The organism is Paenibacillus sp. NPDC057886 (genome assembly GCF_042796655.1).
GTDB lineage: Bacteria > Bacillota > Bacilli > Paenibacillales > Paenibacillaceae > Paenibacillus.
Genome location: NZ_JBHVMZ010000001.1, coordinates 1319189 through 1342524 on the forward strand (window position 1 = coordinate 1319189; position 23336 = coordinate 1342524).

The window sequence follows — 23336 nt, forward strand, 5'->3', positions numbered from 1 at the left end:
ATTGCATCAATTGGTAATTGAGAACTTCAACCGAGAATCAGACGAAAGCAGTCGATAGGGCAAATACAATCATATTGGGAGGTAGAGTATGTTTAAATTTAGCAAAAAAATGTTGACGGTCATTCTTGCGGCTTCCATGAGTTTTGGCGTGTTTGCAGCAACCTCAAGTGCAGCGACAGATTATTGGCAGAATTGGACCGATGGCGGCGGTACGGTTAATGCTGTGAATGGATCGGGCGGAAATTACAGTGTGACATGGCAAAATACGGGGAATTTTGTTGTTGGTAAAGGCTGGAATGTTGGATCTCCAAACCGGACAATTAACTATAATGCTGGGGTTTGGTCTCCATCCGGCAATGGCTATTTGACACTCTACGGGTGGACAAGAAATGCACTCATTGAATATTACGTTGTAGATAGTTGGGGCACATACCGACCAACAGGAACGTTTAAAGGTACTGTCACCAGTGACGGAGGAACCTATGACATCTATACAACGATGCGATATAATGCACCTTCCATTGATGGTACACAAACCTTTGCCCAGTACTGGAGCGTAAGACAGTCGAAGAGAGCGACCGGGGTTAACTCCGCTATTACGTTCAGCAACCATGTGAACGCATGGGCAAGCAAAGGAATGAATCTGGGTAGCAGTTGGTCATACCAGGTGTTAGCGACAGAAGGATATCAAAGCAGTGGAAGTTCCAACGTAACGGTGTGGTAAGAAATCCACGATGATCCGTTTAATGAAAGTAAATCAGATTTTTATACATTAGGGACAGGCTCAATGTTTTTTTCCTCAGTTCTACCATCATTCCGGATATGTTGAAGGCCGTTTCAGTCAGACAAACGACAAACGGTCTTCGACGTTGCCGGATGCGAATGGCAGGTATCATAGCCAATTATTTTCCCATTAGCTTAAAGGAGATCGTTCAATGAGAAAGCTATTAATGTTCTTTTTAATAGCAGCAATCCTAGTGATTAGTGCTTGTTCGCCGGATAAACCCGAACCGAAGGATAACCTTGTATTCGTGCAAGGTGGAACGTTTAAAAACAATAAGTCCAATTTTGCTGGAAGAAAAGTGACTCTGTCGAACTTTTATATCGGGAAGTATGAGGTAACTCAAAAAGAGTGGGAAGATGTGATGGGAAATAACCCCTCCGGATTCAAAGGAGATCAATTACCAGTAGAAATGGTCAGTTGGTATGACGCGGTAGAGTATTGCAATCAAAGAAGTATACAAGAGGGCTTGAAGCCGCATTACAACATCGATAAGGATACCCAAGACCTGAATAATAAGAATGATAACGATAATATAAAATGGACAGTAACGATTAATGAGGGAACTAACGGTTACCGACTGCCTACAGAAGCGGAATGGGAATATGCCGCAAGCGGAGGTCAGGAGAGCAAGAATAACACATACAGCGGCAGCAACAACGCCGACGAAGTCGCATGGTATTGGAAGAACGCCGGGGACAAAATCTTAACTGGAGACTGGAACTGGCCTGCCATAGAGAGCAACAAAAACAAGACCAAATCGATTGGTACCCAAAAGCCCAACGAGCTTGGAATTTACGATATGTCTGGCAATGTAAGAGAATGGTGCTGGGACTGGTACAGCGATGCTGAGAGCCAAATTGCTTCATTTCGGGTTGTAAAAGGCGGAGGCTGGATCGGCGGTGTCAACAATAACGAGATCGCTTTTCGAGGAAAATTTGATGCAAATGGTTTTGGTCCCGATCAGGGTTTTCGTGTTGTTCGCGGAGAATAGTCGAAAGGTGGTAGAGTACCCAAATAGTTTAAGACGGCCTCATATGCTGCAAAGTAGGTCGTTGAACATAAAGAGATGTCCACGCTAATGCAGATTAGCCAGGGCATCTCTTTTTTGAAATGCTTGTATTTCATTCTAATGCACAGGATCGGAAACTTGATGCATTGTCGTACAATTTGAACCTTTATTTTGCAGGATCAAAAAGTATCCTACGACACAAAAATGATCGGATCACACAAAAAAGTGCGTACTATTCAACGATCAGGACACCTGATAATCTAACATTCGAAGGGCAAGTTGAATTGTCATTCAATATAAAAATCGTACTGAAGGGGTGGAATAAATGCCAGCGTATCAACTTCACTTGAAAGATAAACGTATCGAATGGGGAAACGCAATAGATGTGGAGTCTCTCATTGGCACATATCCACAGGACTCGATTAGAACAGGCGAGAATGCGGCTTTGGATTGGAAATTGCCTGACGGCATATATAGAGCAAAAGAGGTCGTCATAGAGCTGGATAAACTACTTGAAGCCATACTGGTTCAGCTTGGCGAACCGATAGACGGTAATCCTTCGGTGTTATTGGACAGCCTTCAGGCCAATTTGGCAATCTCCGGTGATCTTTCATCACTACCGCTTGGACCTTTGGCTTTGAAGGATAAAGCGGGTGTTGAAATTACGGCACAGGCTGCACGCATTGGTGAACAATTGGTTCTCTGGGCACGAGAGATTAATTCTGAAAAGAGGGCACTGGCGCAATATGGGCCGGAAACTCTTGGAGAGCTGGAATTTAGAAGTCATTGCTACGGTCATACCCTGATACCGGAAGCTATTGCTCAGGTTTGGGGACCCGCTGGGGGACCAAAAGTTATGCAGCTATATAATGAATACTTGCACCAATTTGTATTGCTGCGGGATGCATTACTTCCCTTTGCCAATTGGGAACAAGTACCCTTTGAAGTCAAGGAACACACGCAATTCAAAGGATTACGTTTTCTGGAGCCTGCCCGTAAGATCTTTTTAACTCAATTGCTCGGCAAGGAATTAACTCACAAGGCGATTGTTCAATATGCACAGAGTGTCGTTAGCTCGGGTTTGACCTCTGCTGGTTACGGTTTTCAATATTCTCTAGGAACCGTATTGCCCGCTGGCTTGGGAGAGTCGGCTGGCACGGCTGCGCGTTATCTTCTGAAGTGGCATCCGGTACAAACCATTGAGATTGAAGATACACAAGATATAGTTGCCATCTCATTCGAATATGAATATGACGATTATTATGCTGCACCACGCGACGAAGCAGGAGCGGGTATACCGGGTAGCAAGGATCACCTTCACATTTCAGAAGATCACAGTGATCTTCCATCCATCGCACGGCTGCTTCCGAACACAGAGTCAGATCGAACAACCGTGCGTTTCAGTTTCGAGAGGGAAGGTAATGCATCTACTGTAGATCTCGGTCAGCTCTTTAGGGGGCATCGATTTTCATATCGGCCTGAAAAGAACAGCCATTCCAAGGATGCTGCCGTGGAGCGACCATCGACGAGCATTCATCAGGTAGCAGACATTCTGTCGCATCCCGGATTGGTGACAAATACGGACGCTGGAGTCCATTTCATTTCAACAGGTGGGAATGAACTTGTACAGTGGGCTTTGTTAGGCAAGCTGTATCCTGAAAATGTGGTGTTATTGGGCAAAGGAGATCAAGAGGAGCTGGAAGCAGCTTTGGTTTCCGGGAAGGGGTATGGAACGCAATTTCTGGTTTTGTAATGCCTTAAACCATTCGTGACAGATGATATGACGGCGGCAGCGTATTCGTACACAGCTGCTGCCGTCAAATTACGACTACTCTAATTTACATTAGCGATGTCACGGCGAGAGTCATCATTGTCGCAAGATACTTCGTCGGGGAACTTCTCGATATAAGTCGTGCCAAACTTGCACAACATCTGAAGCATGGGGGCCAGTTCCTCGCCCAGATCGGACAAATAATATTCTACTTTTGGCGGTGCAACCGGATAGACCTTACGAATAATCAGACCGTCACTTTCAAGCATTCTGAGCTGCATCGTAATCATGCGTTGGGTTGCGTCAGGAAGAAGTCGCTGTAGCTCATTAAATCGAATGGGACCTTTAGTTAAGTGATTGAGTATAGAAATTTTCCATTTGCCGCTAAGTAAGCTCATGACAATTTCCGATGTACAGCGATAGGTTTTATCTCTAAAGTTAATCATCCTCCAACACATCTCTTTCACTTTGATTTTGTACTCCCCACTCACATAAACCTTCCAGAACGGGCAATAACGTTTCCGCTTTATTGGTCAGACTGTACTCGACTTTAGGAGGGACTTGAGGATACTCTTTCCGTTCGACCATACCATCCGCTTCCAATTCTTTTAGTTGTGAACTCAAGGTTTTAAACGTAATCGCTCCAATTTGTCTTTTCAGTTCATTAAAGCGTACCGGTTGGTTTTCTGCCAAAAGATAAATGATGACCATCTTCCATTTGCCGCCAATGACAGACAAGGTGTAGCCAAAAGGCGTATCTTGAATATGTTTAACCTTACCTTGATATTCAGCCATGCTCATATTTATGCTATCCTTTCGGGTAGTACCTGTCATAATAGTGCGTACTACTTTTTGATTTGCGTTCAGTTTATACTAACCTTACTTTGAAGTAAAGGAGATAAAACATGAATCAAAAAACAATACGTCTGTTAATGCCACAATGGCAGGGCGGAAACAATCCTAACTACTCTTTTGGGGCAGAACTGCTTGCCTGGCTGGCTCCTGATAATGATCAACCACTGATTCAAATTCCTGTACAAGCATATGATGGAACTCCACTGGAGAACGAGAATGGTGTAAATGGGAGAAAACAGCTCATTGAACAACTGGAAGCAGCCCAGCATATTATTCATGCTCATAAGCCGGATCGCATCGTCATGTTTGGTGGGGATTGCTTGGTTGAACAAGCACCGTTTGCCTATTTAAACGAACGGTATAATGGAGAATTGGGCTTGATCTGGATTGATGCGCACAGTGATTTGGTTGGTTACGTGGGTTATGATAACGGACATACGCTACCTCTGGGAAACCTTTTGGGAGAAGGAGATGAGGAGTTTGCAAAACATGTGAAAATCCCTCTAAAACCTGAAAATGTCTTTATTGCGGGATTGGCAACACCTACAGAAGAGGAAGGCGAAGTAATCTCAGAAGCATTTGAAAGATTGGGTATAACGACTGCAGAATCAGATACAGAAATGATTCAAAGACTTGGCATTAAAACTGCCGGAGCCGAAGAATTAACGAAAAGTACAGCATCCATCAAAGAGTGGATTAAAGAAAGCGGCATTAAGCATCTGGCTATTCACCTTGATCTAGATGTGCTCGATCCTAAGGCCTTTCGTTCTTTATTATTCGCGAATCCTGAAGGACCGTATACTTTTTCTCCTGCGGGATCCTTGCAAATTCCTCAGCTTCTTCAGCTGCTCAAAGAATTATCGGAAGAAACAGATGTCGTGGGATTGGGTATAACCGAGCATATGCCATGGGATTCAATTCATTTGAAAAATATGCTGGGGGAAATACCTATTTTAAATCAATAAAGTTGTATACGAGAAGAAATCATCGTTGAACAATAACTGATTTACCTCCAGCAAATCAAAAAGAGCCGTAGATTACTACGGCTCTTTTTGGTTATTTTCCAAATTGCCCACAGGTATGGGAAGCCAAATAGAATATGGCTCTTTCATACCTCTGTGCTGGAAAGGAACTTAATGATCACCCGAGGGGTCAGATATCAAGTTTGCGTGTGCCAAGCCATTTCACCATTTCTGGATCGTTATGAGAAAAGAACAGACTCTGTTTTGTATCTAATGCAGTAATTGATTCCATATCATTTTGGCTTAATTCAAAGTCAAAGATATTGAAGTTCTCAACAATTCTTTCTTTACGAACAGACTTCGGAATGACAACGACTTCTCTTTGTGTCAACCAGCGTAAAACGACCTGAGCAACGGATTTATTAACTTTTTCCGCGATGGATACCAATACTTCATTCTGGAACAGATTATTTTTCCCTTCTGCAAAAGGCGCCCAGGATTGAATCTGAACATGATTCTCTTTCATAAATGCAGCACTCTCGATTTGTTGATTGAAAGGGTGTGTTTCAACTTGGTTTACCGCAGGAACTACCTCATTATGAATGATTAAATCGATCAGACGATCCATCTGGAAGTTACTAACCCCAATAGCACGGATCTTTCCTTCACGATACAATTCCTCCATAGCGCGCCAAGAGCCGTACACATCGCCAAAAGGCTGGTGAATCAAATACAGATCCAACACATCCAATTGCAAGCGTTCCAGAGATTTCTCGAATGCTTTTTTAGTGTTTTCATAACCCGTATCCTGAACCCAAAGCTTCGTAGTAATAAATAACTCTTCTCTTGCCACACCACTTCGTTTAATGGCTCGACCAACGGCTTCTTCATTCAGATATGAGGCAGCTGTATCAATCAGGCGATATCCTGCCATAATGGCATCGTAAACGCTTTGTTCGCATTCATTTTGATCTGCAATTTGAAAAACGCCAAAACCCATAATGGGCATCTCTACACCATTGTTAAGTATTACTTTATCCATGTCAAAGCCCTCCTTTGAATATATTTATTATGTACCAAATCATAAATCTAACGTTATATCATTCATATCAAATGTTTGCCTAATTATCTCACAGGACGTATGAAATTAAATCTTGACCTTCAAGTAAAAGACTTCTATTCTGCCTCGAATAGAAGTCTTTGGATTTTTCTTAAAAATGTTCCCTTTTCCAACGGTCCAAGTGGATCGAAAGAACTAACCTTTCTTGTTACAGCTTGACCCAGGCCACCAACCCATCGGGTTGATCCGGATTAATACCATGGCGTTCGGCATTGGCAAGAGCAGCGATTTGCGAGACGAAAATGAAAGGGATACCCCGCACCGCTGTATTAAGCGGACGACTAGTTGTGATCTCAAGGTCGATGAATTCCTGCGGGATGCCCATCTCCCGATCGGCAAACGTAATAATGGTGGCTCCACGCTCCTTAATATCCCTCATCAAATTGCACTGATGCTCAATACCACTGTCCGACAAGGCAGCGATTACTAAAGTATCCGAACTAACGGTGACCATCGGCCCGTGCCGAACGTCAAGAAGATGGTATGCGTGGGCTTGTGTCTTGGCAATTTCGGTCAGAGCGATGGCACCCTCGGCTGCCAGCCCTTGTAGTTCACCGTCTGCAAGCAGGACTGCGTTTGTCCAGTTGAAGTCGGAGACACGGCGGATGCTGTCCTCTACACGTGCCATGTAGGCTTCACCTTGATGAATCGCTTCCTGCATATCGATAATCAGCTCCTCATCACCAGCAAGAAAAGCGGCAAGCAGGAGATTGGCTGCATACAGATTGGTTACTGTACGGGTCTGGCAAACGCTATGATCGAAAGCCCAGGGCAGTTCCAGAGGGAAATCGGCGCTTTTAGATAACGGTGAGTCCGTTACACAAGAAATCGTTAATAAAGGAATACGTTGGTCAGACTGGAGTAAACGCAGCGCTTCAACCACCTCACTCGTGCTGCCAGATCGTGACGGCGCTATGATCAGGCTACCCTCCAGCATAGGACGATAGCGGTCTGCATGGAGCATGAGATCACCAGCTGCAAGTGACATTGCAGGCAGGCCAGCACGCAAACGGAAGGAAAAAGCGGCCGCTTCGCTCAAGCAGTAGCTAGACCCGGCGCCAACAAAGGTAACGGAGGTAATCGCTTGAGCTTGGACAAAGGCAGTAAATTCCGTGCGCTTGGCCAGTAAATAGTTGTAGGTCTGCTGCAAGGCCTTATATTGTTCTTTTACTTCACGATACGTCAAACTCATAAAAATACCTCCCGGGAATGATTTAGATTGATAACTTCATTATTATGACCTTTTCGATCAAAAATAGGGTTAAATGATTGTGTTAATCATAATTATGCCTTTATAACTCACTAAATTGCAATAGTTTTCCAAAATAATGATTGATTTAATCAATTAAAAAGATTATTATGATCACATGCTAGAAATTATCAAATGTTTCCAAGTTCATCTGACCCGTGAAGGGAGGTGCAGGATTGATCAAATCGTCGCTATGTAACCTGATAGAGGATCTTAATTTGAATTCTTGAAGCAGGGAGCGACGAAACCTTAAGAGGGGGAATGGATATGCCACTGATCTCGTCCACTGAAATGCTGCAAACAGCTCGCAGGGACCAATACGCCATCGCTGCATTTAACGTTCATACCCTGGAGATGCTTCAGGCTGTCGTTGAAGCGGCTGTGGAAACCGAATCACCGCTCATTATTCAAACCACGGTGGGCACAGTCAACCACTTGGGTCCGGAGTACATTGCCCATGCGGCCAAAACCGCAGCGGACTTGACGGATATCCCCATCGCACTTCATTTGGATCACTGCACTGATTTTTCGACGATTATCCGATGCATACGAGCAGGCTATACCTCCGTTATGATCGATGCATCCATGTACCCTTTTGAAGAAAACGTGAACCTAACCCGTAAAGTGATGGAGGTTGCCCAGGCATCTGGCGTGAACGTGGAGGCGGAGCTTGGCAAGGTCGGCGGCGTTGAGGACGATATTGTCGTCGAGGAACAGCATGCTTCCCTGGCTGATCCTGAAGATTGCGTGCAGTTTGTAGAACGTACCGGCGTAACTACACTCGCTCCAGCAATCGGAACCGCACACGGTATTTATAAGGGACAGCCGAACATAGATTTTGAACGAATTGAAACCATTGCGAATCGAGTATCGGTTCCTTTGGTGCTGCACGGTGGTTCGGGCATTCCAGCTGAACAGATTCATCGGGCGGTTGCACTGGGGATGTCCAAGGTAAACATAGCCACAGAGCTGCGTATTGCTTTTTCCGAAGCGATCAAAGATGTATTTGTAATCCATCCGGAAGAGAATGATCCACGCAAATACATGGCTCCGGCGAAGGAAGCGGTTAAACGGCTTGCCATGGAGAAAATACGGTTATGCGGAAGCACTGGCAAAGCCGGCGTAGTCCGATGATTACCACAGTCACACTCCATGCGGCCATCGACCGGACATTGTATGTTGACAGGTTTGGCGTAGGCCAAGTGCATCGGGTGACAAGGCAGGTTAATGAGCCGGGCGGCAAAGGTAATAACGTAGCCAAGGTGATTCGGCAGCTCGGCGGTCAGGTTACAGCCACAGGTATTATTGGTGGCAATAATGGTGTATTTATTGAGAGCAGTCTGACTGAACGAGGGATACGGACTTCTTTTATCCAATCAGCTGGAGACTCACGAGTCTGCCTTAACATTGTGGACGATTCCAGTGGTAGCTCTACCGAGCTGCTTGGGCAGGGTCCAATCATGTCAGAAGTTGAAGTTGAAGCAATCAAGAAAAAAGTACAGGAGCTCGCAACCCAGTCCAGTACAGTTGTTATATCTGGAAGTTTACCCCCAGGTGCACCGGACACATTGTACGCAGAATTGATTTGTATTGTCCGTTCAGTAGGCACGAGAGCCTTTCTGGATACAGGTGGAACAAGTTTCAGTATTGGGCTGAGTGCAACGCCCCATTTCGTGAAGCCAAATGAGCTGGAACTGGCCGAATGGCTGGGGCAAAAGCCGAAAGACGTTAACGGATGGGCCCGTGCAGCGCACAGGTTGGCGCATCAAGGCATTGACGAAGTGTGCATAACACTCGGCAGTGACGGTGCTCTGGCTATTTTAAACGGAAAAGCATATCTGGCGAAGCCGCCATCCATTCAGCCTGTGAATACGGTAGGTTGCGGAGACTCCTTTGTTGCCGGCATGGCATATGCAGGAGAGCGCGGCGAATCGCCCGAGTCCAAACTGCGTACGGCTATCGCGGCTGCCGCTGCGAATGCAATGTCTTCCAAAGCGGGTGACATCGACTATGTTCTCTTTGAGGAGTACGAACATCGGGTGCAAATTATACCTTTATGATGGTTGAAGGTTTGGAAAATCAGCCTCTTATCCCTCATGAATAACCGTTAGAGAGATGCTTTTCTTATGGGATGCAGTTCACGTCGACATATTGCAATCCATCCTTTCATCCTACACAATAGAGCTAGCACGGGCTGAAGTTAACGGATATCATGCTGGCCCAGACATATTAAAGGAGAGAATTATGCAATATTCAAAGGGTGAACTGCGCAGAGCACAAACATTGGAACTGATTAAATCGCATGGGAAAATATCGCTGCAAGAGATTGTCCAAACAGTTGGCTGCTCGGAAGCAACCGCAAGACGGGATTTGGACGTACTTGAAAAAGCGGGCGAGATTATTCGAACAAACGGGGGAGCCATTTATGAAGGGAGTCTGACGTCGACGGTATCGGAGCTGCCTTTTGCAGCAAAACGCGATTTCAGACGGATGGATAAGGAACGGATCGCCGCCACGGCCGCTGCCCTTGTAAAAGAGGGGGACATCATCTGCCTGACGGGAGGTACAACGACGTTCTTTATTGCGAAAGCACTCAAAAAGCACCGTAATATTACCATTGTCACCAACGCTGTCAATATTGCTTATGAATTGGCTGATGCCGAAGATATTCAGGTCGTCGTCATTGGCGGCGTTATGCGGTCTAAAAGCTACGAGTTATGCGGTCCGCTGGCAGAAAGTGTGATTGATAAAATTAACATTACGAAAATGTTTCTCGGGGTGGACGGAGTAACGCAGAATTTCGGCTTTACGATGCATTCCGAGCTTGAAGCTCGTATTGCCCAATTAACAATGGAACGTTCCAGCGAAGTTTATGCTGTATTCGATCAAAGCAAGATTGAGAAAAGTGCTTTGTTTACGATTGCTCCCTTAACTCAGGTGACAGGGGTAATTACGAATAAACAGCCGGAAGGATGGTTTGAGCAGGCGTGCCGGGAGCATCAGATTGCCATACATACAACTACAGAGCACATTGCTTCTATATAAATACGCGTAATCCTCAAACGCCCTTCCCTTCATATGCTGGCTAATTTGCAGGACAAGGGAGGATATGCGAATGCATTTTTCCAAGTTTATGCTGATCATTGCGATGGTTTGTGTTGTATTCGCTGAAGCGGGCTGTTCCAGCTCCTCCTCTTCAGGCGGCGATACATCCGCAGACCCGCAAGGCAAGGTGAATCTGGTTTTTTGGAGTCATCAGGAAGACGCCATTGTGGGCGCATACAAGAAATTAATATCCAAATACCAGACTTTACACCCCGATGTAACGATCGAGTATCAGACCTTTCCATATGATGTATACAGCCAGAAGCTGAAAGCCTCATTCTCCGCGAAGAAACCACCCGATATTGCCGAATTTTTTGGCACGTGGGTGCCCGAATATTCCAAGAACGATCTGCTTGTCGAAATCCCTGATAGTGAAAATGTAAAAAAAGAGTACTATGATGCTCCCCTTGGGGGATATTTGCGAGATAACAAGCTATACGGACTGCCACTTGAGTACAACATTGAGAATGGCGGCATGTTGATTCACCCGCAAATGCTCAAAGAACAAGGCTTGGATCATCCACCCTCCAACTGGACAGAACTTGTGGATTACGCCAAAAAACTAACCGTACGTGAAAGCGATATCATCAAAGTCAAAGGCTTCGATTTTGTATCGGCAGACAATATTACATTCACTTTCCTATCCCTTATTTTGCAGCAAGGTGCAAGTTTTATGGGTGAAGACGGACATGTTAATTTTCACACGCCGGAGGCGCAGAAAGCGATGTCCACCTTGGTCTCGCTCGTGGCCAATGACAAAGTTGCGGATTTAACTACGTTCGGCGGTGAGCTGGATACCTCTGACTATTTTTTTCAGGGAAAATCGGCCATGACCTACCGCGGCCCCTGGACGATTGCTGCGGGACAGAACAACTATAAGGTTGATGATTTTGAGTACGTATCGGTGCCTTCCTTTACAGAGAATCCACCCGTTTTTGCTGCCGAATCCGGTTGGGGGCTTGCGGTGTCCAAGAAAAGCAAACAGCAGGAGGCCGCGCTTGATTTCATTCAATTCATCTCGGAGAAGGACAACCTCTCGTCATGGAATACGGACACTTTTACCGTTCCAGCCAAAAAAGAAATTGCTGAAAACCCGGAATTCCTGAAGAACAATCCCCATCTGAAGCCTTCGCTGGACATATTGGCGTTAGGTCAATGGATCGGCCCTATAGCAGACCGGGATTTCTTCTTCAAGCAGGTTAACGACAATTTCCAGCTGATGGCCAGTGGACAGCAGAGTGTCGAGGACGGATTGGCGAATATCGAACAGACGATCAATGATAATCAGGATCAACATAAGTGATAGGGGTGCTGGGGTATGAGTACTGCTATATCTACCAACAAGGCGGAAAAGGTTAACCCAGCGGTAAAGTCAACAGCTTACAGGGCAAAACGAAGGTTCATCATCATCTCCCTCGTACCGATCTTGCTTCTGTTTGGGGTGTTTGCTTTCCTTCCCATCGCATGGAGCCTGGGCTTGTCCGCATTCAAGTATGACCCGCTCAGCTCTAACGCGGTATTTGTTGGGGCGGAGAACTATATCCGGATGTTCCAGGATTCCATATTTCTGAAGTCACTATGGGTAACCTTCAAATTTGTAATTATCGCCGTACTGATCAATATTGTCATTACGCTGTTGATCGCTTCAGCGATTCAGCGAGTCAGCATCCCGTGGCTCAAAAATCTGTTTCGGACCGTATTCTTTCTTCCCACGATCGCTCCGCTGGCGGGAACAGCCATCGTATGGAATACAATGTTCAATTACAATGACGGCTTGTTCAATATGATTCTCGCCAAGCTTCATATGGCCCCGATCCAGTGGCTCAGTGATCCGCATTATGCGCTCTACTCCGTCATTATGATGACCTTGTGGGCTGATATTGGCTATAATATCGTTCTTTTCATTGCCGGATTGGACTCCATCCCGGATATGTATTATGAAGCAGCGAAACTGGAGGGAGCGGGTCGATGGCATGTTTTTGTTCACATCACACTGCCCTTACTGCGCAGAACGACGCTATTTGTTTCGATCACGACAGTCGTGTCCTATTTTCAGGCCTTCCCGCAATTTCAGATTATGACGAAGGGCGGACCCTTCAACGAAACACGAGTGCTGTCACTGCAAATTTATGAACAGGCATTCTCCAGTTCCAACATGGGGTACGCATCCGCTATGGCAACCGTGTTTCTAATGATCATCCTGCTTGTGACGCTGCTGCAACTGCGATGGGGACGCACACAATGGGAACATTGAGGAGAACAGGAGGAGAAGGCGATGCCGCGTAAATTAAGTCTGTGGGAAGGCGTCACTATCGCAGTTCTTGCAGTCATAGCCTGTATTATGCTTTTGCCTTATGCCTGGATGGTATTGTCATCTCTGAAAAGCAACATGGACATCGTCTCGGGTTCCGGCGGGTTGTTTCCAAGCAAGCCGAGCCTGGACGGATACCGAACGGTTTTTAGCGAGGCGCCGTTTGTTACGTGGCTGCTGAACAGTCTGGTGACTTCTGTCATCATAACGGTAATCACCTTATTTACCAGTGCTCTGGCCGGATATGTATTTGCCAAACATCAGTTTAAAGGCAAGAAACTGCTGTTCATTCTGATTCTGGCAACCATGATGATTCCCTTTCAGGTTATTATGATTCCAACGTATTTGATTACCGCTGAGTTTGGACTGGTTAACCATTTGCTGGCGATCATTTTGCCCAATCTGGTCAGTTCCTACGGTGTATTTCTGGCTAAACAATTCATTGAAGAGATTCCACAGGAGCTGCTGGAAGCAGCAAGGATGGACGGTTCAGGCGAATTCAGGCTGATGCTCCGCATCGTTATGCCGCTTATTATGCCCATGCTGTCAGCCTTGGGAATATTCACGTTCATGAACTCCTGGAATAACTATCTGTGGCCATTGATTGTATTAAATGATGAGAGCAAAATGACCGTTCCGCTAGCATTGGTTTATTTTAACGGAACGCATCAGGTCAACTACAACGTCGTCATGTCTGCTGCAGTACTGATTACGATACCGGTTATTATAGTGTTCCTGATCTTCCAGAAGCAATTTATTAAAGGCCTAGCTATGACGGGCATGAAATAACGGGTGAGGAGAAAAGTGATGACTAAAATCTCAATTATCGGAGCGGGTAGTGCATTTACGCGCGAGATCGCTATGGATATCCTGCTGATTGAAGGCTTGGAGGGTGGCACCATTGCCCTGGTGGATATCGACGAACGTCGGCTTGAGTTGGCACGCAGGCTGGTACTTCAGATCGTGGAAATGACAGGAAAAACGTGGGAAGTGCTTGCCTCTACGGACCGCAGAGAGGTAATTGGCGGTTCACAGTTCGTGATTAACCAAATTGAAGTGGGCGGGTTGGAGACGGTTCATTATGAATATGAAATCCCCTTGAAATACGGGGTAAAGCAGTGCATTGGCGATACGCTGGGACCAGGAGGACTGTTCAAGACGCTCCGTACGCTTCCCAGCTGGATGGAAATTGTGCGGGACATTGAAGCGCTCTGCCCAGACTGCATCATTCTGAACTATACCAATCCGATGTCTGCGGTTACACTCCTGACTTCCCGTATTACGGACATTCCTGTCGTGGGACTATGCCATTCGATCCAAAATACGTCGGCACAACTGGCCGAATATGCCGGAGTTCCATATGAAGAAATGTCATGGAAAGCCGGAGGGATTAACCACATGTCCTGGTTTGTGGAGCTGTCGCATGCCGGGAGGGATCTGTATCCTGTTTTATTGGAGAAAATACAAAGTCCTGAGCTGCTGCGGCAAGACCCGGTCCGCTTTGATGCTATGAAATACCTAGGAGCTTTCGTCTCGGAATCGAGCGGCCATTTCTCGGAATATATCCCGTATTACCGCAAACGCCAATCGCTTATCGACCAGCACTGCAGCACAGGTTATAATGGAGCCACGGGGTTCTACGCTGACAACTGGCCGATCTGGCGGAGAGAGAATGATGAGCAGATCGTTTCACAGCTTGAGGGAACTGTACCACTTGAACTGAAATCCAGTAATGAATATGCAGCTATTATCATCGAAGCGGTATTGAAAAATGAGCCGAAGGTCATTTATGGTAACGTTCCAAACCGGGGGTTGGTTGAAAATTTGCAGCCTGACGGTGTGGTGGAAGTAGCCTGCCTCGTTGACGGGAAAGGCGTTCAGCCTTGTCGCTTTGGAAGACTGCCCGAGCATTTGGCTGCATTGTGCCGCTCGAACATGGCTTTTTTTGACCTGGCTGTGGAAGCTGTACGGAGGAGTGACAAGGAAATGGCACGCCATGCACTGATGCTGGACCCGCTAACTGCTGCCGTGTGCTCTCTGGAGGAAATCGGAAGCATGTTCGATGAACTGTATGAGGCGGAACAGGGATTTGTTCCGGTGTTGAAATGATGCAGAGACAGGAAACAAGTCCCGTTGTTGTCATCGCTGGCGAGCTAAATGTAGACTTCATTGTATCCGGAAGAGATGTGATGCCGGAATGGAATCGGGAGAAAATGGTTGATGGCTTCGAGGTTGTACTTGGTTCCTCTTCAGCAATTACAGCCTGTGCGCTGGCAAGCCTGGGAGCGGACGTGCGATTCGTTAGCGTTGTGGGGGATGACGATTTCGGAAAGTTCTGTATCGCTGAATTGCAACGTATGGGCGTGAATACAGAGCATGTAACCCGATTGTCGGGCATCAAGACAGGTGTGACCCTATCCCTTTCCACACCCGTCGACCGCGGACTGTTAACGTACGCTGGAAGCATCCCGTTGTTGACTCCGGATTATATTCCAGAGTCACTGTTGCAGCAGGCCACACATCTTCATTTTGGTTCCTATTATTTACAGGATGGAATGAGACCCCATTGGACAGAACTTTTTTTGAGGTTGCGGGCAAATGGGATCAGCACATCTTTTGATACAGGCTGGGATGTATCCAATCAATGGGACCGCGAGGGCATATGTGCACTACTGGCGGTGACTGATTTGTTTATTCCCAGTGAGGATGAATTACTGCACATTTTCCCTGCCGACGGGGTAGCCCATGTGCTTGACTCCATGCTTCCTGCCGTGGCAGGAGTTGTAGCAGTCAAACAGGGGTCAAAAGGTGCTGCACTGCGCGAGCTGGACAAGCGCACAATATCGGCTGGGCCTTACACGTTGACCCCTGTCGATACGACAGGAGCAGGCGATTGTTTCAACGCAGGAATCATATATGGATACTTGCTCGGGATGCGGAGCGACAAACTGCTGCGATTTGCCAATGCTTGCGGTGCATTATCCACACTTGGCATTGGCGGCACAGGAAGTCTACCCACGATGGAGGCTGTGCTTCTTTTGCAAGCAGGGCATGAACAGTGAATCCTGATTATACTGTGCACAACCAAATGGATCAAAGGGAGTTGAGGGTATGTTGAAGTTCGGTAAAACAATGTTGGTGGGATTAAGTCTGGCGGTAGGGATAGGCTTGGTTTCAGGGATTGAATGGTCCTCAACTGCTGCCGCTGCAGGGACGGATTACTACGTGGCGACAAACGGAAATGACTCCAATGCGGGAACGAGCAGCGCGCCGTGGAAGACACTTCAGCACGCAGCAGATGCCGTTCCTGCAGGCAGTACAGTGCATGTTCGTGGCGGTGTGTACAACCAGAAGTTAAAGATCACTCGCTCAGGCTCCGCTTCACAGGGACCGATTGTATTCACTAACGATGGCACGGAGACTCCGATTATTGACGGCACCGGACTTTCGGTTAGCGGGATTGAAGGGCTGATTGACCTGACCGATGTAAATTACGTTACCCTTCAGGGATTTGAAATTCGCAATTATACAACGGCTACCAAGGACGTTATGCCCGTAGGCATCTATGTTCACGGATCAGGCAGCTTTATCAATCTGTCCGGCAACAAAGTCCATGATATCAAAAACACGGCTACCCCAACCGGCAGTGATCTGCTTGGCCGTGACGCACATGGGATCGCCGTATATGGCACAAAAGCACCGGAATCCATTCACGATATTACGATTAATGGTAATGAACTGTACAATCTCGTGCTCGGCTCAAGCGAATCGCTGGTGCTCAACGGTAACGTGGACACCTTCTCGGTGACCAATAATGTTATTCACGATAACGACAACATCGGCATCGATCTCATCGGTTTTGAAGGTAAAGCTCCGAATACGGCTTACGATCAGGTACGGAACGGACTCGTGAAGGGGAACAAGGTCTACAATATCTCTTCCAATAATAATCCTTCTTATGGGAAGTCACTTCCGAATAACAGTAATGCAGCCGACGGCATTTATGTCGATGGTGGCAAGGACAGTATTATTGAGCAGAACTACAGCTATAACAACGATATCGGTATCGAGATTGCGTCCGAGCATGCCGGTAAATCTACCAGCAATATTACAGTTCGAAGCAATGCAGTCTACAACAACCGACTCACAGGCATTGCCATGGGCGGCTACGACACCAAACGCGGCTCCACAGTAAACTGTAAGATCGTTAACAATACGGTATACAAAAATGACACGCTTGGAGATGGCAGCGGCCAGCTTTACGTTCAGTACGACACGCAAAACAACGTAATTAAGAACAACATTTTTGTAGCCAGCTCCACAGATGTATTGATTTACAATGAATACACCAAGAATTCCGGAAACGTTGTGGATTATAATCTCTATTTCGCCCCTGCCGGAAGTAATGGAGCGAACTGGACATGGAAAAATAAAGATTATACAGGATTCTCCGCTTACAAAACGGGAACTGGCAATGACGCACATTCCTTGTTCATTGATCCCAAATTTGTGAATGCCTCAGGATACGATTTCCATCTTCAATCTACATCTCCAGCGATTGATGCCGGGAACACGGACAATGCAATTATTGGAACACTGGACATTGAGGGGAAACCGAGAGTACAGGGAGCTGCTGTGAATATCGGCGCTTACGAATGAGACTTATAATCTAATGGGAAGACTCTCCCGAAGGCAATCCAACAAAGGCAACTGAGTAATCAGCTGCCTTTGTTTTATTTTATTTAAAGAGTAATAATCCTCTTTAAATAGCCGTGCCTGAATTAGACCTTACGTAAACCCATATTTAGGTAGGGAGCGGCATTTCCATTTCGATCCAAGGATAGTAAAATCGGTTATAGGATGATTAATGCAAAGGTTAATTCACGGCTTTAGCAAAGAAAGGAGGATGTGGAATGAAACCCGATTCCATCAAGCACTGCATCGTCATCTATTGGACCATAATCTTGATGCTGGTTTTGGCTGCGTGTTCCCGATCAGAGCAAAGTGAAAATCCGCCACCACTACAGCCTGCTCATCCTATACAACAGCCGGTTGAAAACAAGCCGAACTCCGATCAACCCGCATGGAAGCTTGATACCACGCCTGTGGATTTGACCTGGTTTGTGGGCGCGAACTGGTATGGGCACACGTGGGGTGAGAGCTTGACCTCCAAGGTTGTTACAGAGAAAACAGGCGTCAATATCAAATTTGAAGTGCCATCCGGCGAAGCCAGCGAACAAATTGCGCTCATGATGACCTCTGGTAAGCTGCCGGATTTGATGTCAATAGGCTCGTGGGAAAGTGCGATTAATAAGTTGTGGGAAGGCGATCAGGTATATGCCTTAAATGAACTGGCGGAGCAATATGATCCCTACTTTTTCAAGGTCGCGGGGGACGGTACACTGAAGTGGTATCGTCAGGAAAACGGCAATACATATGGCATTCCAAATGATTCATACAGTCCCAGCCTGATGCAGGCCACCGGTTTGACGGCTGCGAACCAAACCTTTTTGGTGCGAAAAGATCTGTATGAGGCTATGGGGAGACCGGATTTGAGCACTCCGGAAGGCTTTCTGAACGCACTGCAATTGTTAAAGGATCAGTATTCTGTGTATAAAGGTCAACTCATCAGTCCCTTCTTTGCTCAGGGGAATGTCTCTTATGGGATGACCGAGTACCTGCAAAACCTGCTGGCTATTCCGCATGAAAAGGATGGCAAATTTAACGATCGTATGACCGACGCTGACTACATCACCTGGTTGAAAACTTTCCGTATAGCTTATGAGCGAGGCCTGATTAATGTGGATTTTCTGGTAGATTCGAATACTCAGGTAGAAGAAAAAACCAGTAATGCCCGTTATTTTATGATGATTCGCGAGTGGAATAGCATGGCGGCTATCAATCCGATATTGGCGGCGGGTGCATATCCGAATTCGTACTACATTGCTGTGGATGGCCCGCAAAACAGCCACGGTGATTCCGCCAGACTGTTCCCTGGCAACATGGACGGCTGGATGGTTACGATGATCAGCAAATCCACCAAGAGTCCTGAACGAGCCATCCGATTTTTGACCTATCTGGCCAGCGAAGAGGGCCAAAGAGATGTATTTCTGGGCAAAGAAGGCGAAACATGGGCGATGAAGAATGGCAAACCGCAGTTGAGGGCGGAAATGGTCCAATTGCTTGACACGGATAGGGAAAGGTTAGAAAAGGAATACGGTATTATGGATACCTACTGGATGCTGCGCAACCCTGCCTTTGTTAACCAGTGGAGACCGGAAAAGGCACCATCCGTTAAGCAAATGGAGGAGTTCGCGAACAAACAGGCGGATATGGACAGCGGCATCTATAAGGGAATAGATCCTGTAGGGGATTCCGATATAGCCTTATCCTGGTCGCGTATTTCTCAGAATTGGGAAGAAGTGCTGCCTGAACTGATTACCGCCAAAGATGAAGCTGCTTTTGATAAAATTTTCGAAAATTTCTTGGCCCGCCGTGTGAATTACGGTTTTAATCAGGTGATGGAATACCGCCAGACCGAGCTTGAGGCGAGAAAAGCCAAGATGGCTGAATAATCATTCCCTAACATCCTCGCTCTCTATCAGTTAACTTGTAATATATGGTATAACAAAGGTGGTGAGAGTATGAGGATGAAATACCTACTAACTAGATTGAGGAAACTTTATCGCAATGCCCGTATATCCCAAAAGCTGTTTCTGGCGTTTAGCCTGATGATAGCCATACCTGTTATTTTGGTATCCTTTTTATATATTCGCATGCAGGAAACCCAGCTATACAAGGACGCTATGGCAACAGGCAACAGCCATGTTTCATGGCTAAATGAACAATTACGCAGCAGAATGGATATCATTGAGAACGCTTCCAATACTGCACTCACTCAGAAGTCATTTGTGGATTTCATTCATTCCAATATGCTTGTGGATGGACTGCGACTGGTGAAATTTAAACAAAACCAATTTGAGCAAATGCAAAACATTATTCAAAGTAATGCGATGATCAGTGAGCTCAGCTTTTACGTGGATAACCCGAACTTGTATGAAATCTGGCCTGAAATCTATCATTATCAGAAATTTTGGCCGCAGGATTACTGGGCTAAGCTTCGGGATGAAGGTGGTGCGGCTTACCGCTTGTTTTCTTTTAAGGATGGTGAACAAACGTTATCATACTACCGACTGGTTCGCCTTCAAGGCCAGGAGAAAAAACGACCTAGTATTATGGAAATTCGTGTCCCACACAGCATGTTTTTCAGCGACCTGCTCCAGGAGAGCAAGGGAGATTTCTTTTCTGTTTTGATGAACGAAAGCGATCCTCTCCAATATGTGTATAATTCCCAGCATGAGTTTGCGCAAAAAGCCGGGGAAGGACTGAAAGATATCCTTGGCGGTATTCATCACCAGTTGGATGTACTGCCACAGGAAAGTCCCGTTAAAATTGAGGTAGGAGATCAGAGCTACTATGCACTGTACCGCTATATCGCTCCGCTGAACACGTATGTGGTCGATATAGCCTCCCATCAAGCATTGATGAAGGGGCCACGCAGTTGGTATGCATTTGTGGTAACGATTACATTATGTGTACTGCTGCTCATCATGCTGCTCGTATCACATACAACTCGGCGGATTTTCCGACGGCTGGACAGCGTACTGGCTTCAATGCGTCAGGTACGTAAAGGTGAGCTGGATGCAATGATTGATACGGGCCTTGATGAGAACGAAAGAGGGGATGAGATCGATGAGGTGGCTGTGAGCTACAACAAAATGCTACATGAGGTCAAACGTCTGATGACACAGGTCGTGGATAAACAATTGATTGCCAAAAACGCTCAACTGCACTCCCTACATTCACAGATTAACTCTCATTTTTTGTATAACGCACTGGAATCTATTCGTATGCTCGCGGAGGTTCAACGGCAGCCCGCTATTGCGACTTCATTGGTATCGTTAGGTTCGCAACTTCGTTACAGCATGCAGTGGCGTAGCGATACCGTTGCACTTCGTGAGGAACTTGCCAATATTCAGAGCTACATTCAATTTATTAATTTAATGGAAGGTGGCAGCATCATACTGTCGTCAGATCTCCCGCAGGAGGTGCTTCGCTATGCGATTCCTAAAATGTGCATGCAGCCCATCGTTGAAAATGCAGTTCATCACGCTGCACCTTTAGGCGGTAGTGTGCGTATCCAAATTACGGTTTCTGTGGAGAATGACCGCTTGCTCATTAGGATACAGGATGATGGGGAGGGGGTAGATCCGGAGATGTTAGCTCGGCTGCAAGCGGCTCTGCGGGGAGACTCGGATTCACCGATTGTTACCAGCAAGAACGGACTTGGTTTGGAGAATGTGAATAAGCGGGTTCAGCTTCATTATGGCGAGGATTGCGGTCTTTGGATTGCTAGTGTTCGGGGCGTTTATACCTGTGTAACGATACGCTTGCCTTGGGAAAATGTAAATCTTGGAGGGTGGTAGGACGTGATCAATATTCTGGTTGTGGACGATCAAAAGCACATACGTGACGGTCTGCAGGCGATGCTGCATCAATTTCCTCTGGAGATGAACAACATTTACTGTGCCGCAAGCGGCATTGAGGCGTTAAACCTTTTGCGCCAGCACAGCATTCACATCGTTATTACCGATATTATGATGCCGGACATGGACGGGCTGGCTCTGATGGCACAGACCAAAGAGGAGCGCATCGAGGTGGAATACCTCATTATTAGCGGTTACAGTGATTTTACATATGCCCAAAAAGCGATCGAACTTGGGGCAAAGGGATACTTGTTAAAACCTCTGAAGCGAGAGGATCTGCAAGCTTCACTAGAGCATGTATGGCAAGAAATCCAGACACGGCAGGCGCTTGCGCACAACATGCAGCATGTCTCCCATCTCGCCAGGGAGATAGATCGCAAAGAATTACGAATGTTTATGCAGGGTGCGTTAAACGATGAGGCCTGGATTCACCAAATCCAGGAACAAAATCCTGCGCTTTGGCACAATTATCGCTTATGTTTGCTGCGAGAGAAATGTTGGATCAACCAGCCGGGTTCCAGCAGCGTCCATAGCATGGAAGCTATTGCTTATGATGTATTCGGTAGACAAGGCTGCATTTGCCTGCAACACAGCCCCTACCTGATCCTCGCAGTGGATGCAGCTGTAGATCCGGATGCTTTGCCAGCGGCGCTTAAGGAAGCAATGATTGATGCCATAACCGTTATGACTGACCCGCATCAAGGATTACAGGTATTACCCCGGAGCTATACACAAGTCCTTGAGCTATACCGCCATAGTTACCTGTTCCCAGATCAGTACATTTTGCTGCCAGTACAAATTGAGCATATGGAGCAGGAGTGGCAACTTCCCTATGAAAAGCTATATGATCTGTTCCAGGCCATCGGGACCGACGATAGTGGTAAGATCGCTCAGGGCATTTCCGCAATATTTCACAAAAATGTGCTGCAACGCTATCATATTCGCTATACCCAACAGCTATGTGGCGCCACAGTACAAATGATGGAGGAATACGAACGAGTTATTCGCCCCTATATGGGGGAAGAAGCGCTGGATCTTGAATCTTTGCGTAACTTCTATGATTATCCGGGGATGCGTGATTATATTCAAGCGCTGCAGCAGCAGCTGCTTCGGCTGAATCAGCTCTATTTTGAATATAAGTGCAGCTATCGCAATTCACAGGATTTAAATGAAGCCATCCGTTTTATACACGAGAGCTATCATAAGCCGCTGGACCTTGCGATGGTATCCAATCATGTGTCGCTTAATTACGCCTATTTCTCAAATCTGTTCAAGAAGAATATTGGCAAAGGTTTTGCCGAATACCTGCGTGATGTACGTTTGGATAAAGCGCGGCGTCTCCTCGCCGAAACCGATTATAAAATTGTCGAGGTGGCTGCTATGGTAGGCTATGAAAGCTACAAAAGCTTTACACGGGCGTTCCGCCTTGTGATGCAGATCCAACCCTCAGAGTACCGACAAATGATGCGCCAAAAGGTAGAACGTGAAGTTCAATACCATAGTACAACACCCTGAGGCATTAGATGGAATGGACAATTCTACGATTTGGGTATTCACATTAAATCAAACCCAAAAAAATGGGATATAACAAAAATAATTGTACCTTTTCAGCAGATTATCCTAT

20 protein-coding genes are annotated in these 23336 nt (G+C 46.4%); 16 read left to right on the forward strand and 4 right to left on the reverse strand.

All coding sequences use genetic code 11. The features are described 5' to 3' along the window. Nucleotides 1–88 precede the first annotated feature (88 nt). From ACFVQB_RS05830 to ACFVQB_RS05840, 3 genes are all read left to right on the forward strand, one after another. Entirely contained in the window at nt 89–724 is a 636-nt protein-coding gene (locus ACFVQB_RS05830; protein WP_072732839.1) for a glycoside hydrolase family 11 protein, read from the forward strand. A 211-nt stretch (nt 725–935) separates the two neighbouring features. Continuing rightward, a complete protein-coding gene (locus ACFVQB_RS05835) occupies nt 936–1775 on the forward strand; it encodes a formylglycine-generating enzyme family protein (protein ID WP_379435426.1) in 840 nt (279 codons plus the stop codon). A gap of 343 nt (nt 1776–2118) precedes the next feature. After that, nucleotides 2119–3546, forward strand: a complete 1428-nt coding sequence (locus ACFVQB_RS05840; RefSeq protein ID WP_379435427.1) for a hypothetical protein — start codon at nt 2119–2121, stop codon at nt 3544–3546. An 80-nt stretch (nt 3547–3626) separates the two neighbouring features. Here ACFVQB_RS05840 and ACFVQB_RS05845 read toward each other — a convergent pair whose 3' ends face one another. Beyond that, nucleotides 3627–4010, reverse strand: a complete 384-nt coding sequence (locus ACFVQB_RS05845; RefSeq protein WP_379435428.1) for a winged helix-turn-helix transcriptional regulator — start codon at nt 4008–4010, stop codon at nt 3627–3629. After that, complete coding sequence (locus ACFVQB_RS05850) at nt 4003–4365, reverse strand: winged helix-turn-helix transcriptional regulator (RefSeq protein ID WP_113054774.1); 363 nt, start codon at nt 4363–4365, stop codon at nt 4003–4005. The genes ACFVQB_RS05845 and ACFVQB_RS05850 overlap by 8 nt, the downstream gene beginning before the upstream one ends. A gap of 104 nt (nt 4366–4469) precedes the next feature. Between ACFVQB_RS05850 and ACFVQB_RS05855 the strand changes: the two genes are divergently transcribed. Continuing rightward, nucleotides 4470–5384 (forward strand): arginase family protein, encoded by a 915-nt coding sequence (locus ACFVQB_RS05855; protein WP_379435429.1) that lies wholly within the window; start codon nt 4470–4472, stop codon nt 5382–5384. A gap of 187 nt (nt 5385–5571) precedes the next feature. Here the strand turns inward: ACFVQB_RS05855 and ACFVQB_RS05860 are convergent, their stop codons facing one another. Together ACFVQB_RS05860 and ACFVQB_RS05865 are read right to left on the reverse strand one after the other, a co-directional pair. Beyond that, nucleotides 5572–6423, reverse strand: a complete 852-nt coding sequence (locus ACFVQB_RS05860) for an aldo/keto reductase (RefSeq protein WP_379435431.1) — start codon at nt 6421–6423, stop codon at nt 5572–5574. A 226-nt stretch (nt 6424–6649) separates the two neighbouring features. Continuing rightward, complete coding sequence (locus ACFVQB_RS05865; RefSeq protein WP_379435433.1) at nt 6650–7693, reverse strand: SIS domain-containing protein; 1044 nt, start codon at nt 7691–7693, stop codon at nt 6650–6652. Between the two features lie 324 nt (nt 7694–8017). On the opposite strand from ACFVQB_RS05865, the gene fba reads away from it, so the two are divergent. The 12 genes from fba (at nt 8018) to ACFVQB_RS05925 (ending at nt 23227) form a co-directional block, all read left to right on the forward strand. Then, the gene (gene fba, locus ACFVQB_RS05870; protein WP_379435436.1) at nt 8018–8884 is read left to right on the forward strand and encodes a class II fructose-1,6-bisphosphate aldolase; all 867 of its coding nucleotides are present in this window, start codon (nt 8018–8020) and stop codon (nt 8882–8884) included. Next, entirely contained in the window at nt 8848–9810 is a 963-nt protein-coding gene (locus ACFVQB_RS05875) for a 1-phosphofructokinase family hexose kinase (RefSeq protein WP_379435439.1), read from the forward strand. Before fba ends, ACFVQB_RS05875 begins: the two co-directional genes overlap by 37 nt. Before the next feature lie 184 nt (nt 9811–9994). Next, entirely contained in the window at nt 9995–10795 is an 801-nt protein-coding gene (locus ACFVQB_RS05880; protein ID WP_379435442.1) for a DeoR/GlpR family DNA-binding transcription regulator, read from the forward strand. Nucleotides 10796–10865: 70 nt separating this feature from the next. Then, nucleotides 10866–12158 carry an ABC transporter substrate-binding protein gene (locus ACFVQB_RS05885; RefSeq protein WP_379435464.1) on the forward strand — a complete coding sequence of 431 codons (1293 nt, stop codon included), beginning with the start codon at nt 10866–10868 and terminating at the stop codon, nt 12156–12158. 15 nt (nt 12159–12173) lie between these two features. Beyond that, entirely contained in the window at nt 12174–13109 is a 936-nt protein-coding gene (locus ACFVQB_RS05890) for a carbohydrate ABC transporter permease (protein WP_379435467.1), read from the forward strand. A gap of 21 nt (nt 13110–13130) precedes the next feature. Beyond that, on the forward strand, nt 13131–13955 hold the full coding sequence (locus ACFVQB_RS05895; RefSeq protein ID WP_379379720.1) for a carbohydrate ABC transporter permease: 825 nt from the start codon (nt 13131–13133) through the stop codon (nt 13953–13955). Nucleotides 13956–13973: 18 nt separating this feature from the next. After that, nucleotides 13974–15275: an alpha-galactosidase gene (gene melA, locus ACFVQB_RS05900; RefSeq protein ID WP_379435469.1), complete on the forward strand. Its 1302-nt coding sequence runs from the start codon at nt 13974–13976 to the stop codon at nt 15273–15275. Then, entirely contained in the window at nt 15272–16228 is a 957-nt protein-coding gene (locus ACFVQB_RS05905) for a carbohydrate kinase family protein (RefSeq protein ID WP_379435472.1), read from the forward strand. The genes melA and ACFVQB_RS05905 overlap by 4 nt, the downstream gene beginning before the upstream one ends. A gap of 49 nt (nt 16229–16277) precedes the next feature. Continuing rightward, nucleotides 16278–17825, forward strand: coding sequence for a choice-of-anchor Q domain-containing protein (locus tag ACFVQB_RS05910; RefSeq protein WP_379435475.1), 1548 nt, complete (start codon nt 16278–16280; stop codon nt 17823–17825). 254 nt (nt 17826–18079) lie between these two features. After that, entirely contained in the window at nt 18080–19741 is a 1662-nt protein-coding gene (locus ACFVQB_RS05915; protein ID WP_379435478.1) for an extracellular solute-binding protein, read from the forward strand. 69 nt (nt 19742–19810) lie between these two features. Beyond that, entirely contained in the window at nt 19811–21652 is a 1842-nt protein-coding gene (locus tag ACFVQB_RS05920) for a sensor histidine kinase (RefSeq protein WP_379435481.1), read from the forward strand. A 3-nt stretch (nt 21653–21655) separates the two neighbouring features. Then, nucleotides 21656–23227: a response regulator gene (locus ACFVQB_RS05925; protein WP_379435484.1), complete on the forward strand. Its 1572-nt coding sequence runs from the start codon at nt 21656–21658 to the stop codon at nt 23225–23227. The last annotated feature ends 109 nt before the right edge of the window (nt 23228–23336 follow it).